The 23,585-nt window shown below is 32.5% G+C and carries 18 protein-coding genes; 9 read left to right on the forward strand and 9 right to left on the reverse strand.

What is annotated here, in order from left to right:
• Position 1: 1 nt before the first annotated feature.
• The 3 genes from NMK29_RS23590 to NMK29_RS23600 all read right to left on the reverse strand — a co-directional run bounded on the left by NMK29_RS23590 (position 2) and on the right by NMK29_RS23600 (position 4,998).
• Positions 2–3,073: a TonB-dependent receptor gene (locus NMK29_RS23590; RefSeq protein WP_108805040.1), complete on the reverse strand. Its 3,072-nt coding sequence runs from the start codon at positions 3,071–3,073 to the stop codon at positions 2–4.
• A gap of 284 nt (positions 3,074–3,357) precedes the next feature.
• Positions 3,358–4,374 carry a GntR family transcriptional regulator gene (locus tag NMK29_RS23595; protein WP_108805041.1) on the reverse strand — a complete coding sequence of 339 codons (1,017 nt, stop codon included), beginning with the start codon at positions 4,372–4,374 and terminating at the stop codon, positions 3,358–3,360.
• 168 nt (positions 4,375–4,542) lie between these two features.
• A complete protein-coding gene (locus NMK29_RS23600) occupies positions 4,543–4,998 on the reverse strand; it encodes a GAF domain-containing protein (RefSeq protein ID WP_108805042.1) in 456 nt (151 codons plus the stop codon).
• 169 nt (positions 4,999–5,167) lie between these two features.
• Here NMK29_RS23600 and NMK29_RS23605 point away from each other — a divergent pair, with 169 nt between their 5' ends.
• From NMK29_RS23605 to NMK29_RS23640, 8 genes are all read left to right on the forward strand, one after another.
• Positions 5,168–5,554 (forward strand): hypothetical protein, encoded by a 387-nt coding sequence (locus NMK29_RS23605; RefSeq protein ID WP_051336277.1) that lies wholly within the window; start codon positions 5,168–5,170, stop codon positions 5,552–5,554.
• A 122-nt stretch (positions 5,555–5,676) separates the two neighbouring features.
• Positions 5,677–9,360: an efflux RND transporter permease subunit gene (locus NMK29_RS23610; RefSeq protein WP_108805043.1), complete on the forward strand. Its 3,684-nt coding sequence runs from the start codon at positions 5,677–5,679 to the stop codon at positions 9,358–9,360.
• Positions 9,361–9,365: 5 nt separating this feature from the next.
• A complete protein-coding gene (locus NMK29_RS23615; protein WP_159092325.1) occupies positions 9,366–10,646 on the forward strand; it encodes a TolC family protein in 1,281 nt (426 codons plus the stop codon).
• A 39-nt stretch (positions 10,647–10,685) separates the two neighbouring features.
• On the forward strand, positions 10,686–11,252 hold the full coding sequence (locus NMK29_RS23620) for a DUF3347 domain-containing protein (RefSeq protein ID WP_108805045.1): 567 nt from the start codon (positions 10,686–10,688) through the stop codon (positions 11,250–11,252).
• On the forward strand, positions 11,249–11,977 hold the full coding sequence (locus NMK29_RS23625; protein WP_108805046.1) for a heavy-metal-associated domain-containing protein: 729 nt from the start codon (positions 11,249–11,251) through the stop codon (positions 11,975–11,977). Before NMK29_RS23620 ends, NMK29_RS23625 begins: the two co-directional genes overlap by 4 nt.
• Positions 11,978–11,993: 16 nt before the next feature.
• Complete coding sequence (locus tag NMK29_RS23630) at positions 11,994–12,692, forward strand: PepSY domain-containing protein (RefSeq protein ID WP_108805047.1); 699 nt, start codon at positions 11,994–11,996, stop codon at positions 12,690–12,692.
• Positions 12,693–12,697: 5 nt separating this feature from the next.
• The gene (locus tag NMK29_RS23635) at positions 12,698–14,416 is read left to right on the forward strand and encodes an efflux RND transporter periplasmic adaptor subunit (RefSeq protein WP_108805479.1); all 1,719 of its coding nucleotides are present in this window, start codon (positions 12,698–12,700) and stop codon (positions 14,414–14,416) included.
• 230 nt (positions 14,417–14,646) lie between these two features.
• Entirely contained in the window at positions 14,647–15,405 is a 759-nt protein-coding gene (locus tag NMK29_RS23640; protein ID WP_234424323.1) for a M15 family metallopeptidase, read from the forward strand.
• A 49-nt stretch (positions 15,406–15,454) separates the two neighbouring features.
• Here NMK29_RS23640 and NMK29_RS23645 read toward each other — a convergent pair whose 3' ends face one another.
• Positions 15,455–16,753 (reverse strand): hypothetical protein, encoded by a 1,299-nt coding sequence (locus NMK29_RS23645; RefSeq protein ID WP_108805049.1) that lies wholly within the window; start codon positions 16,751–16,753, stop codon positions 15,455–15,457.
• Positions 16,754–16,934: 181 nt separating this feature from the next.
• The gene (gene aceB, locus NMK29_RS23650; protein WP_108805050.1) at positions 16,935–18,533 is read right to left on the reverse strand and encodes a malate synthase A; all 1,599 of its coding nucleotides are present in this window, start codon (positions 18,531–18,533) and stop codon (positions 16,935–16,937) included.
• A 125-nt stretch (positions 18,534–18,658) separates the two neighbouring features.
• On the opposite strand from aceB, the gene NMK29_RS23655 reads away from it, so the two are divergent.
• Positions 18,659–20,134 (forward strand): helix-turn-helix domain-containing protein, encoded by a 1,476-nt coding sequence (locus tag NMK29_RS23655; RefSeq protein WP_108805480.1) that lies wholly within the window; start codon positions 18,659–18,661, stop codon positions 20,132–20,134.
• Positions 20,135–20,152: 18 nt separating this feature from the next.
• On the opposite strand, the gene NMK29_RS23660 is transcribed toward NMK29_RS23655, so the two are convergent.
• From NMK29_RS23660 to secG, 4 genes are all read right to left on the reverse strand, one after another.
• On the reverse strand, positions 20,153–20,923 hold the full coding sequence (locus NMK29_RS23660) for a hypothetical protein (protein ID WP_108805051.1): 771 nt from the start codon (positions 20,921–20,923) through the stop codon (positions 20,153–20,155).
• A gap of 183 nt (positions 20,924–21,106) precedes the next feature.
• Positions 21,107–22,744 carry a chaperonin GroEL gene (groL, locus tag NMK29_RS23665; protein WP_108805052.1) on the reverse strand — a complete coding sequence of 546 codons (1,638 nt, stop codon included), beginning with the start codon at positions 22,742–22,744 and terminating at the stop codon, positions 21,107–21,109.
• An 80-nt stretch (positions 22,745–22,824) separates the two neighbouring features.
• On the reverse strand, positions 22,825–23,100 hold the full coding sequence (groES, locus tag NMK29_RS23670) for a co-chaperone GroES (RefSeq protein WP_027395001.1): 276 nt from the start codon (positions 23,098–23,100) through the stop codon (positions 22,825–22,827).
• Between the two features lie 149 nt (positions 23,101–23,249).
• Entirely contained in the window at positions 23,250–23,582 is a 333-nt protein-coding gene (gene secG / locus NMK29_RS23675; protein ID WP_108805053.1) for a preprotein translocase subunit SecG, read from the reverse strand.
• Between the last annotated feature and the right edge of the window lie 3 nt (positions 23,583–23,585).

The raw sequence follows: 23,585 nt of genomic DNA on the forward strand, positions 1-23,585 counted from the left end.
TTTAAAATGACATTTGTACCCCAATAGTAAAAGTACGAGGTCTTGGTTGTGCTCTTACATCTAATCCTCTATCGAAAACAGAATCAGCACTTGTAAGTGGTGTAAAACCAAAGAAACCACGATTAGTTCCTAAACCACTGTTGTTAGATCCAATTTCTGGATCATATCCAGAATAATTTGTAATCGTGAAAACATTCTGAACATTTGCAAATAATCGAGCATTAGAAATCCATTCTTTTCCAATAAAATTGCTAAAATTGTATCCTATTTCTAATGTTTTAAGACGGAAAAAAGAACCATCTTCTACGAAGAAATCTGATGGAAGCTGGTTTCCCGCAGTGTCTTGTGTAGTTACTCGAGGAAGATTTGTATTTGGATTGGCTGGAGTATAAGCATCTCTTACAATTCCCAGTTTATTGTCATCTAAGAAAAAATATCCAAAGAACTTAGTAACATTATAAATTTCGTTTCCTTGAACTCCATTGAAAAAAGTTCCAATATCCCAGTTTTTATAATTTACAGATAAGTTAATTCCATATGTAAAATCTGGAGTTGGATCACCTAAATATGTTTGATCCTCATCATTGATGATGCCATCATTATTAATATCTACTCGTCTAAAATCCCCAGGTCGTAACAATGCCCTACGATCAGGATCATTAGCTAAAAAAGGATCGTTATCAATTTCTGCTTGGTCATTATAGATTCCATCTGTTTCAAAACCAAAGAAGAACCCCAAAGGTTGTCCAACTTCAAAACGATTTGCTCTTAACCCTTCTTCGTTGTATGAAGGACCTACAATTGGATTTGGAGAATCCGTAAGTTCGTTTTGGATTGCGGATAAATTAACCCCTATGTTAAACGTTAGGTCTCCACCCTTATCATAAGTGTATGCTGCTTCGAACTCAAAACCTTTGTTGTTAATGGATGAAGCATTTTGAAATACGGGATTTACTGATCCATTAGAATCTGGTATAGCAACCGCCTGAATAACATCCTCATTATCTCGATTGAAGTAATCTAAACTTAGTTTTAAACTATTGTTTAACAGGGAAGTATCTAAACCAAAATTAATGGTTTTAGATGTTTCGAAACTTAACGTAGGATCTACTAAACTGGTAATTGCGAATCCGGGAATTTGTCCAGAAGAACCACCAACAGTAATTGGAGAATTGGGTTCTACTACGGATTGATTCGAAAAAGGATCTACATTTTGAGAACCTAATTCGCCATATCCAGCTCTAAATTTGAGGGAATTAAAAAGACCATCTTGATTAAAGAAATTTTCATCACTAATAACCCATCCAACTGAGAAAGAAGGGAATGTGCCGGTATTAAATCCATCAGCAAAAAGAGAAGTTTTATCTCTACGAACAATAGCAGTGAACAAATATTTTTGATTATAATTATAATTTACACGCCCAAAATAGGAGAAAAGTTTATTATCAAAACGTCCTCCACCAGAGTTTATAATATTGTCAGTAAACTGTGCTATATTAGTAATGTTGTTGCTAGGCAAGCCTTCTGCGTAAATAGCAAGTGTGTTTCTGGTGATATCCTGACGAGCGCTTCCGACAAGAATATCTAGGTTATGTTCTCCAATGCTTTTTTTATAGTTAAGCGTGGGTTCTACGTTTGTAGCGTAGCGTTCTCCTCTTACTTCAGTTAAATCATTTAGGGGGTTTGCATTAGTTTCACTATCTATATTACTTTGAAAAAATGTAGGTTGAAATGTGTTTCTATAAAAACTAGTATATTCGGTTCCTACATTAAGCTTAGCAGTAAGTCCTTCTATAATTTCATATGAAAAATTCATATTTCCTAGAAAATTACGCTCTGTGTTTTGATCATTTACTAGTTGTGCATTTGCAAATTTATTGGTTCCTCCAATTCCAAAAATAGGATCATTAATAGCTTCAAATCCACCTTCGTTTTCTGGAGCAAAAGGACGAATTATTGGAACTGTTCCTCCTTGATTCCCAAAAGCATTATTACGAGTAAATCTATTTTCAGAAAACCCGAAAGATTCTTGAATTTTAAGTTTACCTATTTTAAATTCACTATTAAGGCGTATATTTTTACGATTAAATTCTTCACTGATTAATAATCCTTCTTCATCATAATAGTTAGCACTAAAAAAGTATTTCGAATTTTCTCCACCACCTGATATATTAAATCCAAAATCTTGAATGGTACCAGAGTTTATATTTAAATCTTGAAAATCTGAATTGATTCCTGGATCGGGAATATTACCGTCAAGACCATCGTTAATTCTACGTTGGTTAAGAAAAGCGATGTACTCAGGGCCGTTAAGTAAATCAAGTTTTCTTGATTGAGTGTTAACTCCACTTCGTACATCAATATTTACTACAGGAGAAGAATTTTGTTTACCCCTATTAGTGGTAACTATAATTACACCATTTGCGGCACGTGAACCATATATTGCTGCAGATGTTGCGTCTTTTAGTACTTGAAGATTTACAATGTCTTTTGCGTTTAAAAAATTTATATTGTCTGAGATCGCACCATCAACAACGTATAGAGGAAAAGAGTTAGTTAAAGAACTTACTCCACGTACAAAAACATTTGCAGGGCTACCAGGCGCACCACCTGCTGTTTCTACCTGTACTCCTGCAAGCTTACCTTGTAAAGCAGAGGTTGGGTTTGCTGTAACGACTTGGGCGATATCTTCTGATTTAATTTGAGATATTGCTCCTGTAACATCTCTCTTGGATTGAGATCCATATCCTACAATAACTATTTCATCAAGAGCAGCGGAATCCTCTTCGAGCGTAATGTCAATAACGGTTTCTCCATTTACGGGTATTTCGGTAGTTAAAAAACCAACATAACTAAATATGAGAGTAGCATCGTTGGCAACGTTGCTTAGGGTATACTTACCATCAAAATCTGTGGTAGTACCATTATCAGTCCCTTTTACTAAGATGTTTACTCCAGGTAAAGGGCCATTGGGTTCATTGACTGTTCCGGAAACAGTTTGCTGGGCGCTAACAATGGTGGTTGTTAGGCCGATGAGTAGTATCATAATACGATTAAATACTTTTCGCTCCATATGATTTGTGTTTGTTAATAGAATTTTTCTGAATTGAGTGATAGATGAGTATGTCTTATTATGCTATGATACACTATGCTACTTTGCAAATGTAAAATATTTATTTCTATATCAAAACATAAAATCATAATTTTTTAAATTATTGTTATTTAAATAGCTTAAAAAATACGAATATGTTATATTGATTCTTTGGGTAGTATTAAAGAATCCGTTATGGGATAGAAGCCAGAATGTATCTGTTACAACGAATCAGGTTCATTGTAAGTTTCAGAAGAGTATGGATTTTATAGAGAGTTGCGTTGTCTCAGATATGTAGGAACAATTTCTTGAATGGGTTTTCCTTCTTTTACGAAGATTGCTGCTTTTTTGGCAATTTCTGTAAAATCAGTAGATATTGTTGTAATTCCTCCAAAAGCAATTTCTTTTACAATATTATCATCGTGGGCAAGAATACCTATATCAGCTCCGATTCGGTATTCCATTTTTCGGGCATCTTTTAGTACCTTCCATAATTGGGTGTCGCTTATAGAAAAATATGCAGTACTCTTTTTAAGTGTATTAGGTTCATAACCAGTTAAAACTTCCCCATTTATCTTAAAATCTTTTACATAACGATTAAAAGCAAATAGGATTTCTGGAGGGAAATCCGAATTTTTCTTAAAGAATAATACGAATCTATCGTACTTTTTAATTTGAGGAGTAAGTTCTACTAGTTTTTGATAGGTTACCTCTTCAAATTCCTGAGAAACATAAGAATAATCTTTAGGCATTTTTAAATATCGATCCACAATTAATAGGCGATCAGAAGGTATTTTTTTCATCATCGATGGAACTTCTTTTTCTTGTATTGGAGCAATAACATACATACCATATTTACGCGAAATATTATCTAATATCGTCTTTAGTAGTGTTAGATTATTGTGATGAAAGAAAATATCAATGTGATATTTTTTACCAAGCTCTTTTCTAAAGGTGTTATAAAAATCTTCTTGGAAACTATGAAACGCAAATAAAATTAGAGCTACTTTTAATTTTACATTCGTTTCTTCACTAATAATATAGTATCCTTTAAGGTTTTTAGATTCTACTAATCCTCGTTCTTTTAGTTCGGTATATGCTTTTACAAAAGTTTTTCTTGCATATCCAATTTCGGCTACCATTTCATTAATAGAGGGCAGTTTATCTCCTACTTTTAGTATTCCAGAATCAATGGCATCAGTAATTCCATTAACGATTTGTTCATGCTTGGATAAGGTATTTATATCCTGAAGGTCGTGTATTTTTTGAAGTAACGATGACATATTAATTGAAAATTATAGCATCCCTAAATTTAAACTTAAATACTAGATTTCAAAATTATATCTTGATCGTTATGATCTCTTATCAAATATTTCGTAAAATTTTGACAAGAGAATGTAATCAAAGAAACTTGATTCTGTTGCGTAAAATTATTTTTTACAATACTCTTACTAAAGTATTTTAGCTACTTCTTGGTTTACAAATTCTAGAAATCTTTCATCCTCTTCTGTAAAAGGATCTGGAGTTTCCGAATCAATATCTATTTGTCCAATATTTTCTCCGTCTTTAAATAAAGGGATAACAATTTCGGATTTTACACTGAAACTACAAGCAATATAATTATCTTGAGCTTGCACATCGGGAACAATAAAGTTTTCATTAGATACTGCTACCTGACCACAAATACCTTTTCCGAAAGGGATGATTTCGTGATCGGTTTCCTCACCAACATAAGTTCGAAGTTTTAATTCTTTTTTATCACCATTTTTAAAATAAAAACCAACCCAATCATAATATTCAATAGTATCACTTAATAATTGACATATTTCGTGTAATCTATCCGTAACCGAGTTGTCATTATTATTAAGTATGTCAACAACCTTTGGTTTTAATTCTTTAAATAGCATTCCTTACAATTTTTCGGCAAAAGTATTTAAAATATTTAAAATTGTCTGATTTTTAGTGTGGTATTGTTTTGTTAAAAGTTTCTAAGGAAAATGCAAAAAAACGACTATTCTTTAAATATTATGTATTTTTGATGTTAGAATGAAAAAGAGTTTTCAGAAAATAGTATCAATGTCTTTAGCATGTTTAGTGTTATTGTCTACTTTATCATTTACTGTAGAAAAGCACTATTGCGGTCGATTTTTAGTGGATGTTGCTGTGTTTTCGAAAGCTAAAGATTGCGGGATGGAAATGATGAATCATTCCTTAGATCACAATATAGAAATAAAGAAAAAGTCTTGTTGTAAAAATGAAGTAATCGTTGTAGAAGGTCAAGACGAGCTTAAGATTTCCTTTGATCAGATTGATTTTCCTCAAAAAATGATTTTCATCTCATTTTTCAATTCTTATCAACACCTCTTTGTTCCAAAAAAAGAGAACAACCTGATTTTTAAAGAATATTCTCCACCCGAAAGGATTACAGATTTTTTTATTCTTTACGAGACATATCTCATTTGATTTAGAGTATTGTTATTGTTTGCTAGTCGTAATCATATAGAATTATTGTTAGCAAAAAAGTTGTTGAGTTCACTGTAGTGAAATCAATTGACGTTATTAATAATTACTAAATCTCATTAAGTATGCTGAATAAAAGCATCAAGTTTTTAATAGAAAACAAATTAATAGCAGTTTTATTACTATTGATTTTAATAGGTTGGGGTCTTATTCATTCGCCATTCCAATCGGATTTAGGTTTTTTACCTAATGATCCTGTAGCTGTGGATGCAATACCTGATATTGGAGAGAATCAACAGATTGTTTTTACTAAATGGGATGGAAAATCCCCTCAGGATATAGAAGATCAAATTACTTATCCATTAACGACTTCTTTACTAGGTCTGCCTGGGGTTAAAACAATTCGTAGCTCTTCTATGTTTGGTTTTTCTAGTATCTATATCATTTTTGAAGAAGATGTAGAGTTTTATTGGAGTCGCAGTCGAATTCTAGAAAAGCTAAATTCTTTGCCGAATGATTTATTGCCTAACGAAGTGAATCCGTTATTAGGACCTGATGCTACCGGCCTTGGACAAATTTTTTGGTATACCCTAGAAGGGCGAGATGAAAAAGGAAAGGTAACAGGAGGTTGGGATCTTCAAGAATTAAGAAGTATCCAAGATTACTATGTAAAGTATGCGTTATCATCGGCTGGTGGAGTTTCTGAAGTAGCATCGGTAGGAGGATATGTTCAGGAATATCAGGTGGATGTAGATCCAGAATTGATGAAGCAATATAATATCGGATTACATCAGGTGGTTAAAGCTGTAAAAGAAAGTAATCGAGATATTGGAGCACAAACATTAGAGATTAATCAAGCCGAATATCTGGTAAGAGGTTTGGGGTATGTTAAGTCTATCGCTGATATAGAAAATGCAGTGGTCGCTTCAGAAAGTTATACAGCGATCCGGATAAAAGATATAGCTAAAGTTTCTCTCGGACCATCTACCCGACGAGGAATTTTGGATAAAGAAGGAGCAGAAGTAGTGGGAGGAGTTGTAGTTGCAAGGTATGGCTCAAACCCTATGGAAATTATTACTAATGTAAAAAATAAAATAAAAGAATTAAGTTCAGGATTGCCATCTAAAGTACTTAGTGATGGTCGTACGTCTAAATTAACTATTGTTCCTTTTTATGATAGAACCGAGTTGATTAAGGAAACTCTAGGTACACTAAATGAAGCACTAACACTAGAAATACTAATCACAGTTTTGGTAATCATTCTTATGGTTTTTAATCTTAGAGCTTCTGTTTTAATTTCAGGATTATTACCTGTGGCAGTTTTGATGGTTTTCATTACCATGAAAATCTTTGATGTAGAGGCTAATATTGTAGCTTTATCCGGTATAGCAATTGCTATTGGTACTATGGTTGATGTTGGGGTGATTCTTTCAGAAAATATCATAAGACATCTTGATGATAATAAAAAGAACCTACCAATTAATACTGTAGTTTATAATGCAACTAGTGAAGTTTCTGGTGCTATACTAACAGCCGTTTTAACGACTATTATAAGTTTTATTCCTGTTTTTACGATGATAGGAGCAGAAGGAAAACTTTTTCGGCCATTAGCTTTTACCAAGACAATGGCACTTGTATCATCAATCATTATAGCATTATTTTTGATACCGCCTTTTGCTGCATTTTTATTTAAACAACGATCTACTAAAAAAGTTATAGGGTATGTTTTTAATACGATATTAATTATCTCAGGTATTGTAGCACTTTATTATGGAATTTTATTAGGTCTTGTTCTTATAGCATTTGGTGTAACTAAATTGTTACAGTTTGTATTACAACTTGCTGTAGATAGAATAAATACAATTCAGATTATTATTTCTGGAATCACTATTGTTTTTCTTTTAGCGGTGTATTGGAGACCATTGGGAGTAGAAAAAAGTGTTTTTTGGAATGTAATCTTTGTTGGTTTTATCTGTTTTGGATTACTAGGTTTATTTGGTATGTTCAGAAAGTACTATGTAAAAATTTTAAATTGGGCATTGTGTAATAAGCTAGTATTTATGTTGTTGCCAATGACTTTAGTAGTAGTGGGTATTTTTATAATGAAAAATACCGGTAAAGAGTTTATGCCTTCTTTAAATGAAGGTTCATTTCTTTTAATGCCTACATCATTACCACACGCTGGAGTAGAAGAAAATAAAAGAGTATTACAACAGCTAGATATGGCGGTAGCCACAATTCCAGAGATAAAAACTGTTGTTGGTAAGGCAGGAAGAACAGAATCAGCATTAGATCCTGCTCCTTTATCCATGTATGAAAATATAATTCTGTATACATCAGAATATGTATTAAATGATAATGGAGAACGACAGCGATTTAAAGTCAATGAAGATGGTTTATTCGAGCTTAGAGATGGTCGATTTGTAGGGAACGCCAAAGCTAAAAAACATCAATTAATTCCCGATGAGAACGGAGAATATTATAGAAACTGGAGACCACACATTAAATCTCCAAATGATATATGGAAAGAAGTTGTTAGTGTTACGAATCTTCCTGGAGTAACTTCAGCTCCAAAATTACAGCCTATAGAAACCAGATTGATAATGCTACAAACTGGAATGAGAGCCCCAATGGGAATTAAAGTGAAAGGGCAAAATCTCAAAGACATTGAAAATTTTGGTATTCAGTTAGAAGAAATTTTAAAACAAGTAGAAGGTGTTAAAAATGAAGCAGTTTTTGCTGATAGAATTATAGGAAAACCTTATTTGTTAATCGATATAGATCGTGATCGAATTGCTCGATATGGGGTTTCTATTGAAGGGGTTCAAAGAGTATTGCAAGTCGCTTTAGGTGGAATGATGCTTACCCAAACAGTGGATGGAAGAGAACGTTATGGGATTAGAGTCCGATATCCAAGAGATTTGCGATCCAATCCAGAAGATCTTAAAAAGATATATATACCAGTTTCAAAAGGTAATCCGATTCCATTAAGTGAGTTGGTAACTATTAGATATGAACAAGGACCACAAGTAATAAAAAGCGAGGATACGTTTCTTATTGGATACGTGTTATTTGATAGGTTGAAAGCGTATGCGGAAGTAGATGTAATACAAAATGCACAAGAATTAATTCAGAAAAAAATTAATAAGGGAGAACTTGTGGTTCCAAAAGGAATCAATTATCAATTTACTGGTACCTACGAAAATCAAATACGAGCTGAGAGAACATTATCTTTTGTTATTCCATTGGCGTTGGTAATTATTTTCTTGATTCTATATTTTCAGTTTAAATCTGTGACTACATCTCTTATGGTGTTTACAGGAATAGCAGTTGCTTTTGCTGGCGGTTTTTTAATGATTTGGTTATATGGGCAAGATTGGTTTTTTAATATTAATTTCTTTGGAGATAATTTAAGAGATTTGTTCCAGATGCAAACAATTCATTTAAGTGTAGCAGTTTGGATTGGGTTTATCGCTTTATTTGGTATTGCTACAGATGATGGAGTTGTTATGGCAACTTATTTGACACAAACTTTTAAAAGAAATAAACCAAAGACATTACATGATATTAGATCCTCTGTAATAGAAGCAGGTGAGAAAAGGATACGGCCTTGCTTGATGACAACGGCCACTACCATCTTAGCATTATTGCCAATATTAACATCAACAGGAAGAGGAAGCGATATTATGATTCCGATGGCGATACCTAGTTTTGGAGGCATGTTGATAGCGTTAATCACATTATTTGTAGTGCCAGTTTTATTTAGTTGGAGAGCAGAGTTTTTATTAAAAAAAGAAAAAATAGAATAAAGGAAATGAATACAATAAATATTTTAAATAAAAGAAATAGTCATTTTTACTTTTTCACCTCGCTCTTTGATGTGAAAAAGGGAGCAATATTGAGTTTTTTTATTTTCTTTTTTAATATTACCAGTGCTCAGACATTGCAAGAATATATAAGAGAAGCAAAAGAAAATAATCCTGAACTTAAGGCAGCTCAGAATGTATTAGATGTAAGTTTAGAAAAGGTACATGAAGTTGGAGGGTTGCCGAATACAACAATTGGAACAGGATATTTCGTAAGTGAACCAGAAACACGAACTGGAGCTCAAAAAGCTAGATTCAATGTGCAGCAGAATATCCCTTGGTTTGGAACAATAAAAGCAAGAAAAGAAACTGCTTCTACTGAAAGTGAGGTAAATAAAAATGAATTAGAAATTGCAAAAAGGAAAATTACCTTGCTGGTAGAGCAAACTTATTATAGACTATATGAATTAAAGGCAAGACAAAAAATATTAGTAGAACAAAATAAGCTATTAGATACTTATATTGAGATTGCACTTAAAGAAGTTGAGAATAATAGAGCATCTACCGTAGATGTCTTAAAATTTAATATCACAAAAAATAATCTTCAGAATGAAGAAGAGATTTTAAAAGGAAAAATTCTTACGGCTGAAACAGCAATGAATCAATTGTTACATAGAGATGGTTTTGATCCATTAGTAGTTCCAGATAATTTATTTATTCCCGAAGAAGAACCTACAATGATATTAGATGATATCACGTACCATCCCGAATTGATAACTTATGATCATTTAGGTGATTTATTAGATAAAAAAGAGAGTGTTAATGCCAAAGAATCTTTGCCTTCAATAGGCATAGGTTTAGATTACGTAATTGTTGAAGAACGACCAAATATTAGTTTTTCTGATAATGGAAAAGACATTGTTATGCCAAAGATTTCACTTTCTGTTCCTCTTTTTTCTAAAAAACACAAGTCGCGTTCTAAACAGTATGAGTTACAAAAGGAGGAAGTATATCAAAAAAGAGAAGCTTCTCAGAATAACCTAGAAAATATGATGGAAGAAGCAATAAATAATAGGATTACCGCTCGAATTAATTACGACACACAACAAAAAAATATAATGCAGGCTAAACAAGCAGAAGAGATAATATTATCAGCATACCAAACAACTCAGCTTAATTTTGAAGATGTGTTAGATGTACAACAGATGTTGTTAGATTTCGAAAACAAGAAAATTGAAGCTATAGCAATGTATTTTATGCAAACGGCAGTGCTGAATTATTTAAGGTAGTATAATAGAAAAAAGTAGTAATAACAAAAAGATAAAATAATGAATAAAATATTTTTAAAAACCATTCTTGCAGGTATAATAGTTGTATCAATTTATTCCTGTGGGAAGGATCAGAAAGAATCAAAAAAAGAGATTCGAGTAAAAGAAGAAGTAGCTGTAGAAAGCAATGTGGATCTTAATCTTACAGATTCTAGAAGTGAAATTGTTTTTGATGATGATAATGTTACCAAAATTTATGATCAATATTTATTGATAAAAAGAGGGCTGGTAAATTCTAATTTTAAGGTTGTACAGCAAGAAGCGAAAAAGATGGATAATTTTATAAAGGATACAGATCAAACAAAACAATTAAAATCTACAACAAAATTAATCGCTCTTACTAAAGATATTAAAAAGCAAAGAGATTTTTTTGTGACACTTACGGTAGAAACCGAAAAATTAATTAATACTTCTGCTATTACTTCTGGAGAGGTATATAAGCAATTTTGTCCAATGGCTTTTGATGGAAATGGAGGATATTGGTTATCCGACTCTAAAGAAGTACGTAATCCTTACTATGGCAATAAAATGCTAAAATGTGGGAGCGTTAATGAAACAATAAAATGAAAATAAAATATCATATAGATGGGATGACCTGCGAAGGTTGCAGATCAGGATTAGAACAAGTTTTGACTAGTATTCCAGAAGTATCTGACGCTAACGTAAGTCTAGAGCGTAAAGAAGCTATTATTGTTTTTAATCAGAAGTTGACTATTGATGGCTTAATGAAAACAATTCCAACTAAGTATACAATTACAGAAAAAGGAACTCAAAATTATAATGCAGTAGAAGATATTCTCGTATCAGATAAGAGTGAATTAAAACAATTATTTCCACTTTTTTTGATTTTTGGATATATCACTAGTGCATCTGTAATGATCAATTATCAATCGTGGAATACGGATGATTTTATGATGGATTTTATGGGGTTGTTTTATATCGTTTTTAGTTTTTTTAAAATACTAGATTTAAAAGGTTTTTTCGGGTCGTTTGCAATGTATGACCCCTTGGCTAAAAAAATACCCTTTTATAGTTGGGTATATCCTTTTATAGAAGTTGGATTAGGATTGATGTTTTTAATGCGATTTAAAATTAATATAGCATTAATAATTACCATATTAATTTTGGGTATCACAACCATTGGTGTTACTAAAGTATTAATAGACAAAAGAAGTATCCAGTGTGCTTGTTTAGGAACAGCTCTAAAATTGCCGATGACTAAAGCTACTTTTATTGAGAATTCGATTATGCTAGGAATGGCTTTTTGGATGCTCATAAAAATATATTCATAGAAGAAATATTGATAGAATGGTTAAAAGAAAAACAGCAATATTTATAAGAAAAGCACATCGTTATCTGGGGGTGTTCTTAGGAATACAATTCTTAATGTGGACAGTTAGCGGATTATATTTCAGTTGGACGGATATTGATGAGATTCATGGTGATCAATTTAAGAATGAAATAATCCCTGTAGTACATTCTAATTTGTTAAAATTAGATTCGACTTTTTCATTACCTGCAGTTTCTTCTTTAGAATTAAGAACAATAGCTGGTCATCCATTTTATTGGGTAAATGATAGTGTTTTAATTAATGCTAGATCTGGGAAATTAAAATCAAAAATATCAAAAGAAGAAGCATTAAAGATAGCTTCGGTACATATGCGATCTGATTTAGAAGTTACTTCTGTTGATTTTATTGACAAAGTTGGAAAACATCACGAATATAGAGGAAGATCATTACCTGCATTTGTAATTAATTATAATCATCCAGATAATGTAAAAGTATATATCTCTGCTTTAGATGGTTCTTTTCAGAGAGTAAGACATCAATCTTGGAGATGGTTCGATTTTTTGTGGATGACACATACGATGGATTATGAAGGAAGAGATGATTTTAATACTACAGTGTTAAGAGTTTTTTCTCTATTAGGATTGATAACAGTACTTAGTGGTTTTTTACTTTGGTACATTTCCTCTCCAACACTTAGGAAATTTTTTAAAAGATAATTATGATGAAGAAAAATGTTGTTTATATAATCATTTCAATATTGATAGGGTTGCTTTTTGGGTATCTTATTTTTAGTGATAATTCGACCAGCGAATCTATTGAAGAACACGATCATTCGGCAGAAGTTTTAGATCAAATTTGGACATGTTCGATGCATCCGAAAATTATGAAATCCGAACCTGGAGATTGTCCAATATGTGGGATGGATTTGGTGCGTTCTGAAATCAAAGAAAATGGACTTTCGATGGATCAGTTTAGTATGACTGAAAACGCAATGGCTTTAGCTAATATTCAGACCTCTGTGGTAGGTATGACGACTTCAGAATCGCAAGAGGTGAAATTATCAGGTAAGATTAAAGAAAATGAAGAAACTAATACAGTTCAGGTAACCCATTTTTCGGGTAGAGTAGAAAAACTGTTGGTTAATTCGGTAGGAGATAAAGTTTATAAAGGACAAACAATCGCAATTTTATATTCTCCTGAACTAGTGGCTGCCCAGCAAGAGTTGTTAACCGCTGTTAAATTAAAAAAAGAACAACCAGCATTATATAAGGCGGTAAGGAATAAGTTGAAGCTAAGAAAAATTTCAGAAGACCAAATTGATTTAATAGAATCTTCAGGAAAAATCAAAGAAACATTTCCTATCCATGCACATATGTCTGGTATAGTTTCTGAAAAAATAGTGGAAGAAGGAAATCATGTAGATAGAGGACAAATACTATATAAAATATCAAATTTAAATTCGTTATGGGCATCCTTTGATGCTTATGAGAATCAAATTTCTTTATTAAAAATTGGACAACATATTGAGATTAAAACGAATGCATATCCCGAGATGGATTTTGATGCTAAAATTTCATTTATAGATCCGGTTTTAGATACAAATACAAGAACGATAACTGTGAGAGCTGTACTTGTAAATAAAGATAATGTTTTTAAACCAGGAATGTTTATAGAAGGAGTTATTGCTGTAGCAAACCAGGAATCTAATAAAACAATTGCAATACCTAGAAGTGCGGTCTTATGGACCGGAAAACGTTCAATTGTATATGTAAAGGTTAAATCTGATCAACCTGTTTTTGAGATGAGAGAAGTAACACTTGGAACTTCTAATGGGCACGAATATCAAACTTTAGAAGGCATAAAAGAAGGAGAGATAATTGTGACTAATGGGACTTTTACGGTAGATGCTGCGGCTCAATTACAAGGCAAACGATCTATGATGAATCAGGCAGAAACAACTAGTTCATCAGATAAAGAAGAAAGTGAGAAAATAAATATAACAGATGATTTTAGAAAAAGGTTTCTTCAGACATTGTCAATGTATTTTAAGTTAAAAGATGCTTTGGTAAAGAGTGATGCTAAAGAAGCCTCCGTGTTTTCTGAAAAAATGATAGAAGGGTTAGAAGATATAGATACTAAGGAGTTACAAAATGATATTGGCAAATATGTGAAGGAAGTTTTACATGTTTTAGCGTTAATCAAAGAAAAAGAAAATCTAGAAGAACAAAGAGATTACTTTATTAGTCTAAATGAAAATTTAGAGAGTATGATTAAAAGAATAGATGGTTTTTCTGAGCACATATATATTCAAAAGTGTCCAATGGCAGGCAACAATAAAGGTGCTATTTGGTTAAGTAGGGAAAAAGAAATAAGGAACCCCTATTTTGGAGAAACAATGCTTACTTGTGGCAGAGTAATTGACACCTTAGGAAGAGAATAGTTTACTTAGAATAAATATATTTAAACCTTTAAATGTTAAAATATTAACACTTTTCTTTCATTGTAGGTGAAAACGACGTATCTTTAATTTAGGGAAATATTGGATTACGTTTTTTATTAGATTACAATCGTTAGTATTGTAGGGTATTTTTTTGAATATACTTACAATGCCTTTTGCTATTGTTATAAAATTAGATACTAGTAAATATTGTGATCAAAAACGAAAGGGATATGATAAAAAAACTACTATTTATTACATTTTTAGCCTTGCTTTTTTCTTGTAAGGAAACCTCTGTCACTACGATGACCAGTGCTAGTACGTTAGCATTGTTAGAAAAATCAAAAGCCATTCAGTTAAGAGCAGAAAGGGTAGAGAAGAATATGCAGAAATGGCAAGATTCTTTAGATAGGTTTGAGAATAAAGAAGAGATGCAAAGCCCAGTTAAAGATGATGAGTTTGTAAATATTGAAGACTTGTCTAATTATTTTGTGTTAGACATGAAATATGCTACTAAAGATAACTTTTTAAAAAAAGCAGTGTATTCATGTGCTAAGTGTTACGTAAGAGGAGTTGTTGCTAAAGCATTAATTGCAGCTAATAAAGATTTTATGGCAAAAGGGTATCGAATTAAGTTATTTGATTGCTATCGACCCCATAGTGTACAGAAAAAGATGTGGAAAATATTTCCTAATCCTGGGTATGTTGCTGATCCAAAAGGAGGATCAATTCACAATAAGGGAGCTGCAGTGGATATAACCCTCACGGATTTGAAAGGGAATCAACTGGATATGGGTACTAAATTTGATCATTTTGGTAAAGAAGCCCATCATTCATATAAGTCGTTATCTGATGAGGTACTTGCTAATCGTAAAATTCTTAAAGAAATCATGGAAAAACACGGTTTCTCCATTATTAGAACAGAATGGTGGCACTACAACTTTAAAAATAAAAAGTTTAAGATTTCTGATTTTAGATGGAAATGTGGTTAAAAACAGGAATACTTTCTTATTTCTAAAACGATTGAAACCAAGTTAAAAGTTATCGATTAAATGGATTTTCATTGATCCAATGAAATCCTCTATTAATCAATAAGAATTCTTCTCGTTCTTTCTTTTTAGCAATAATTTTAAGATTATCACATTTGTAAGTTCCTTCAAAAGTATAGATACTATCCTTTATTTTATAAGAAAAACTTCTTATATCCGTGCTATCACTATATGAGATTAGATTTAACGTTTGTGATGTTGAATCTGTTTTTTCTTTAAGTCGAATAAACATTTCATCCATGGTCTGGATATTACTATATCGTTTATCTACTATTAAGCGTTTCCAGCGGATAGTGTCTGTTGTTAACGGAGGTAAAGTATCGTCGTTTTTAATGAATTCTTTTACTTCGTAAATACCAAATAAAGCAGATTTTGGCGCTTTTTTACCCCATTGTTTTTCTCCTGCAATAGAACCTTCAATATTGGTGTAAAATAGATATCCTATAACTATGATTTTTATTGAAATAACAGCAATTTTTAGTTTCTTATTACTAAAATATTGTGGAATATTTTTTGGATTTACGGTTTTATTTAGAACAAAGAAATTTAGAATGTTTTTAATATCTGGCGCTAATAAAAATAATCCCATTAATGTTAATAAAGCGCTATACAGCTTTACAGGAATATCATAACTCATATTCATCATGAAAACATTGAACATTACACCTACTATCATAAATGAACCAAGAATGGTAGTTTTTCTAAAAATCAATAATACCCCAGCAATGATTTCCGCATAACCTGAAAATTTCGTGTAAGTATCACTATACTCCATGAAATTCCACATCAAACCCATAGGCGATTGATTACCAAAAGGTTTGATCAGATCTATATTGCGTAATTCTGAAAATTGAAGAGTAAAAGCTTTAGAAAACCCATAAGAAAACATAGTAGCGATTAGGTAATATCTAACAAGGGTTCTTGTGTAAAGTAATAACTTATTGTAGTTAGATCTTTTTAAATCAATAATGCTCCATATAACGGTAGCGATAACTGCAATGTATAAGTATACGAATTGAAATACATAATCAGCCGTAGTATCCCCACTTCCCGAAGGTTGCATAGATATTTCATATGTGATATTTAGGAGGTTTTTTCCACTCCAAAGACATAACTGCTCAAATCCGTCATAGTAGAAGGAGAAAATATTTCCCAGCCCTGGAATTAAACCAATATAATAGAATGGAAAAGGAAAGATGTTTAGAAAGAGATAAACAAAAAAGAATCTAAAAATAATTTTTGTTGATAACTTCCAGCTATCTTGAGTGTTGATATCTTGTGTGACTGGCATTTGATTGATGGTTTGTTATATTACTTTTATAAGACTACAAGTATAGTTAGATGTTACAAAAAAACAGCATTCGTTTTAAACGAATGCTGTAAGAGCACAATTATAAAATCGGAAAAAATTAGAATTGTTTAACAGGGGGTGTGGTAGCTTTTAAAGCTGTTTAACCATTTAATTTTATTTATCATAAATATCTATAAGCTTGTGTTGTCAAAAATTCTTCAAATCTATCCGAGGTAACTAAGTTGTGAAATATTTGGATTGCATTTTGGTAGTTTTTACTATCAAAAAGAGTTTTTCCTGCTTGATCTTCTATAGTTTTTAATTCATCTTCAAAAAGAATATGAAACATATTAGAATTAAGTCTTAATCCATTATCTAATTTTACTTCGTTTTTAAGCCATTGCCAGATTTGAGTTCTGCTAATTTCTGCAGTAGCAGCATCTTCCATAAGATCATATAGCGCTACAGCACCATTACCTCCTAGCCAAGTTGCTATATAGTGTATACCGACATTAATGTTTTCTCGGATTCCCTTTTCTGTTATAGTTCCTTGTGGAATTTCTAAAAGGTCTTCTTCTGTTACAACTACATCTTCTCTTTTTATATCTAATTGATTGGCTTCTTGCATATGCATATCAAATACACCCATAGCTAATGGTACCAGACCTGGATGTGCTACCCAAGTTCCATCATGACCATTCTTTACTTCACGTTCTTTATCAGCTTTTACTTTGGCAAATGCTTGCTTGTTTCTTTCTTCATCATTTTTGATAGGAATTTGTGCTGCCATACCACCTATGGCTAATATATTCCTTTTATGACATCTTTGTATTACTCGTTTACTATATGCATCCATAAAAGGACTGGTCATAGTTACCTGAGCACGATCGGGAACTACAAAACCTTTATGATTTCTTAGTTTTTTGATGTAACTAAATATATAATCCCATCTTCCGCAGTTTAATCCAACAATGTGCTCTTTTAATGCATAGATGATTTCATCTAATTGAAAACTAGCTGTAATAGTTTCTACAAGCACAGTTACTTTTATAGTGGCGTGTTCTAAACCAAGATATTCCTCAGAAAAATCGATCACATCGTTCCACCATATTGCCTCTGTAAAATGTTCTAGTTTAGGAATATAATAATAAGGAGCAGTTCCATTTTCTTTTAGTTGCTCGTTGTTATGAAATACGTACAATGCAAAATCAAAGAGAGAAGCACTAATTTCTTTGTTTTCTATTAAAAGATGTTTCTCATTAAGATGTAATCCTCTGGGGCGTACAATTAAAGTAGCGACCTCTTCATTTAGCTGATACGTTTTATCTTTCTTAGGATTGTAGAACGAAATAGTTTTATTGACGGCATCCATGAGGTTTTTTTGTCCTTGTAAACAGTTTTCCCATAACGGAGCATTGCTGTCTTCAAAATCTGCCATAAATGTTTTCGCACCCGAATTTAATGCATTGATGACCATTTTTCTGTCAACAGGACCGGTGATCTCCACTCTTCTGTCCTGCAAATCTGCAGGAATAGGAGCTGCGGACCATTCGCTATTACGAATTTCCTTAGTGTTTTCCGGAAATGCGGGAAAAGTTTCTAGATCAAACAGTTGTTGCTGTTGTTCTCTGTTGTTTAAAAGTGCTAATCGTCTTCCGTCAAAACGATTATGCAAAGCTTCAAGAAAAGCTAAAGCACCATCCGTAAGAATCTCTGGATGATAATTTTTCACCTCTTTTGTAAAGCTAATTTTCTGACTTAGGTTTGTTTGAGTTTCCATAACTATATCGTTTGAGTGAACAATATTAAAAAAAAGTTTTTTATAAAACAAGCGAACGTTCGCTAAATGTGAATATTTTGTTTTTGAAAATATTCGCGAAAATCCCTACTTTTGGCTTTATGGCAATAGCAGAAGAATATATTAGATTAATTTTTGGTCTGAAAATCAAGCAAATACGAACAGATAAAGATTTGTCGCTTTTTGGTTTATCAAAGTTAAGTGGGTTGTCTAAGTCGTATCTTAATGAGATAGAAAAAGGAAAAAAATATCCAAAAACAGATAAGATAATTAAGCTTGCAGAGACCTTAGAGGTGCCTTATGATAGTTTAGTTTCCTTAAAATTAGATAAAAACCTTGCTCCAATCGGAGAAATTTTACAGTCGGGAATTCTTGATGAAATTCCACTAGAGTTATTTGGAATTCAGCAAAGTGATCTTATTGATATTATTGCGAATGCTCCTTCCAAGGTGAATGCATTTATAAGTACTATTATAGAAATTGCTCAGCATTATAATATGAGTAGAGAAGGTTTTTATTTAGCTTCTTTACGATCTTATCAAGAAGCACATAACAATTTTTTCAAGGATTTAGAAGATACGGCCGTACGATTTGCCAATTCTTATCAATTAGACTTATCAGGTAATATTACCGCGTCAGAATTAGAAGAAATTTTGATCGAGGAATATGGTTATACTATTAATACGGCAGGTATACCACATCACGAGGAGTTAGATAATCTGAGATCCGTGTTTGTTCCATCAACAAAAACGCTGCTTTTGTCAGATAGAGTGGATGAACCACAGAAAACATTTATTTATGCAAAGGAGTTAGGGTATCAATATATGGAGGTTAAACAGAGACCTTATACTTTTTCTTGGATACGTTATGATAATTTTGAAGAGGTGTTGCATAATTTTTATGCTTCTTATTTTGCAGGGGCATTAATTATACCTAGGAATCATTTAAAAGGTCATCTAAAAGATCTATTCACTGGAAAACGTTTTTCTGAGAAAGCTTTTCATAAAATAATGAAGCTATATAATGCTTCTCCAGAATCCTTTTACCAGCGTCTAACCAATATTTTGCCTAAGGATTTTGGAATGCAAAATGTTTTCTTTTTAAGGTTCACGCATAAAAAAGGAATGGAGCGATTTAATTTAGTGAAGGAACTGCATATTACTCATCAACAACAACCTCATGCAAATGAGATCAATGAGCATTACTGCAGAAGATGGATGGCTATTAAAACATTGCAGCGTACTGCAAGTGATGATTTACCTTATTCTTTTGATATTCAAATTTCTGATTACGCGGATACGGATCAACAATATCTTGTGTTTACCTCTGCTACCAAAGATCCATTTAGAAAAGATTATTATCGTAGTATTGGTATTGGATTTTTAATATCATCTTCTTTGGAGAAAAAAATAGGGTTTGTTAATGATTCTAAAATCCCAAAGGTGAAAGTTGGAGTTACTTGCGAATCTTGTTCTATTATGGATTGCGAGGTTAGAAAAGCGCCGCCAAAGCGATTATTAGCAAAAGAAAAATATAAAAGAACCTCTAGATTGGTAGCGGATATTGTTAAGGAGTATTCGTAATTACAATTAATGTAACTATTAACGAAAAGCGTTATTTAATTTATTTAAATATTGTGATGTTGTCTCTTTTAAATACATTCCCATAGCGATAGCTGTTTTATCTAATAAATTCATTTTGAAAAATGAATAATCAAAATGATATGATTTTCCACTGGTTAAATCTATACGCTTTTGTGATAAAATTTCGCATTCTGAACGGGAGATGTTATTTATTCCTCCAGCATTGATATAATTGCGTAATCGATCTTCTGTATTTGCTAAAGCTTCTTCCAGAATTGATAAGCTTGCCGCAGCATCTGCAAGAATTTTTCTTTGCATATTGATATGATCAATTGCTATTTCCTTATCTGATTGTACTTGTTTATCGGTCTTCTGGATGGAATAATAATCTTTATCAATATCACGATTAAATTGTTTAATTGTTTCTAGGTGTATACTTCCTAGATCTCGCATTGAGGTAATGACAGCTTTAAATTTGTTTTGAAGTAAATTATAGTAATCACGTTCTTTTGCTAATGTACCTTGATCATATTTATCTTTTGAAACTAAGAAAAAATCAATGATTCCTTTTTCAACTTCATGATCGATTGCTCTAGTATTAGTAAGTAGTTTAGAAAATGGCTCTGCCTTTATATTAAATTGCTTTGCTAGTATTAATATCTCATCGAGTGATTCTTTTCCTGTTTCTTGAAAACGATCATTATCAAGGTCTATAGGCTGGGATTTAGGTGCGTTGGTTTTGTTTTTCTTCCCATCTTCTTCAAATAAGTCATCATATAGACTAGGCATACTACTAGCGAAGGTTAAAGTTGGTTTGTTTTTTATGAACCCAAAGATACTATTTTTAGAAAAAGGTTTTAATCATTGGGAATTCAATATTGATATTAAAAACAAACCCCGTTTCAAAACTTTGAAACGGGGTTAAATATCTTAGCATAAACTAGCTAATTTTATTTCTATAGAATTTTGCCATTACATCATTCCTGGCATTCCTCCGCCCATTGGTGGCATTCCACCTCCAGCAGGAGCATCTTCTTTGATGTCAATTAATGCACACTCTGTAGTAAGGATCATTCCTGATACAGAAGCTGCGTTTTCTAAAGCAATACGAGTTACTTTCTTAGGATCAATGATCCCAGCTTTTAGCATATCTACATATTCTTCAGATTTTGCATCATATCCGAAATCGTCTTTACCTTCTAATACTTTAGAGATTACAACAGATCCTTCTCCACCTGCATTTTCTACAATCGTTCTTAATGGAGCTTCTATAGCACGGTTTACGATTTGTATTCCTGTAGCTTCATCAGCGTTTTCAGTTTTTACTTTTTCTAGAACTGATTTCGCTCTAACTAAAGCAACACCTCCACCAGCAACAATACCTTCTTCTACTGCTGCACGAGTAGCATGAAGTGCATCATCCACACGATCTTTTTTCTCTTTCATTTCTACTTCAGAAGCAGCACCGACATATAAAACAGCAACACCACCAGCTAATTTAGCTAAACGCTCTTGTAGTTTTTCTCTATCGTAATCAGAAGTAGTTGTTTCGATCTGAGATTTGATTTGATTTACTCTGTTTTTGATTAAATCTTCAGCACCAGCTCCATTTACAACAGTTGTATTGTCTTTATCGATAGCTACTTTTTCTGCAGTACCTAAGTGCTCGATAGTTGTGTTTTCTAAAGTAAATCCTCTTTCTTCAGAAATTACAGTACCCCCTGTTAGGATAGCGATATCTTCTAACATAGCTTTACGTCTGTCACCAAAACCAGGAGCTTTTACTGCTGCGATTTTTAATGCACCACGAAGTTTATTTACAACCAGTGTTGCTAATGCTTCTCCGTCTACATCTTCTGCAATAATTAAAAGAGGTTTCCCTGTTTGAGCAACTGGCTCAAGAACAGGTAATAAATCTTTCATTGCTGATATTTTTTTGTCAAATAAAAGAATATAAGGATTCTCTAAATCTGCAGTCATTTTCTCACTATTAGTAACAAAATATGGAGAAAGGTATCCTCTGTCGAACTGCATTCCTTCTACAACATCTACGTGAGTATCTGTTCCCTTAGCTTCTTCTACTGTAATAACTCCTTCTTTTCCTACTTTTCCAAAAGCTTTAGCAATCAGATCTCCAATAGTTTCGTCATTGTTAGCAGAAATTGCTGCAACTTGTTTGATTTTGTCTGAAGAGCTTCCAACTTCTTTAGTCTGCTTTTCTAAATCTTCTGTAATTGCTAAAACGGCTTTGTCTATACCACGTTTTAGATCCATTGGATTAGCTCCAGCAGCTACATTTTTAAGACCTTCTTTTACGATAGCTTGTGCTAAAACAGTAGCAGTGGTTGTACCGTCTCCAGCAAGATCATTTGTTTTAGAAGCTACTTCTTTTACCATTTGCGCTCCCATATTTTCTAGAGCGTCTTCTAATTCTACTTCTTTAGCTACAGAAACACCATCTTTAGTTACCTGAGGAGCACCAAATGATTTGCTAATAATTACATTACGACCTTTAGGTCCTAAGGTTACTTTTACCGCATTTGCCAATGCATCTACACCACGTTTGATTCCGTCACGTGCTTCTATATCAAATTTTATGTCTTTAGCCATAATATTTTTTAATTTTTTAATCTTGAATTCCTGATTTGTTTCAGGGTATCAAAAATTTAGATTTGTGTTTTGATTGAATGTTAAACGATTGCTAGGATATCATCCTCGCGCATTATTAAATAATCGTTACCGTCTAATTTTAATTCAGTACCAGAATATTTTCCGTAAAGTACAGTATCACCAACTTTTACGGTCATTTCATGATCTTTTTTACCGCTACCTACAGCAGCTACTTTACCTTTTTGTTGCTTTTCTTGTGCTGAATCAGGGATGTATAATCCTGATGCCGTTTGCGTTTCCGCTGGAAGTGGCTCAATAACCACACGATCCGAAAGAGGTTTAATATTTACTCCCATTATTATTGGTTTTATATTTTTAAATTAAAATGAATTATTTGATGCTATGCATTTCAGAAATTATGCCAGTGGCTTGATACTGACAAATTGAAACAAAAAATGCCGACTGTATGACAAGTCGGCATTGTATCTTGGTTTCATAAACTGAATTATTCTTCAGGTGTGTCATCCGTTGCAGGAGCAGCAGGTGCATCCTGAATCAATTCTACATCATTCGTGTCTACTGTTGGATCTTGATTTGTAGCTCCATCCATTAAGTCTACATTAGATAAAAGAATAAGAACTAATAGCAGTGTGGCTAATGCCCAAGTACTTTTATCTAAAAAATCTGTGGTTTTTTTTACACCGCCTAATTGTTGTGTTCCACCTCCACCAAAAGAAGATGATAAACCTCCTCCTTTAGGGTTCTGAACCATAATTACTACTACTAGTAAAAATGACACAACTACGATTAATATTAAAAAGATTGAAAACGTTGTCATTAT

Origin of the sequence: Aquimarina sp. Aq107 (genome assembly GCF_943733665.1) — a bacterium.
Lineage (GTDB): Bacteria > Bacteroidota > Bacteroidia > Flavobacteriales > Flavobacteriaceae > Aquimarina.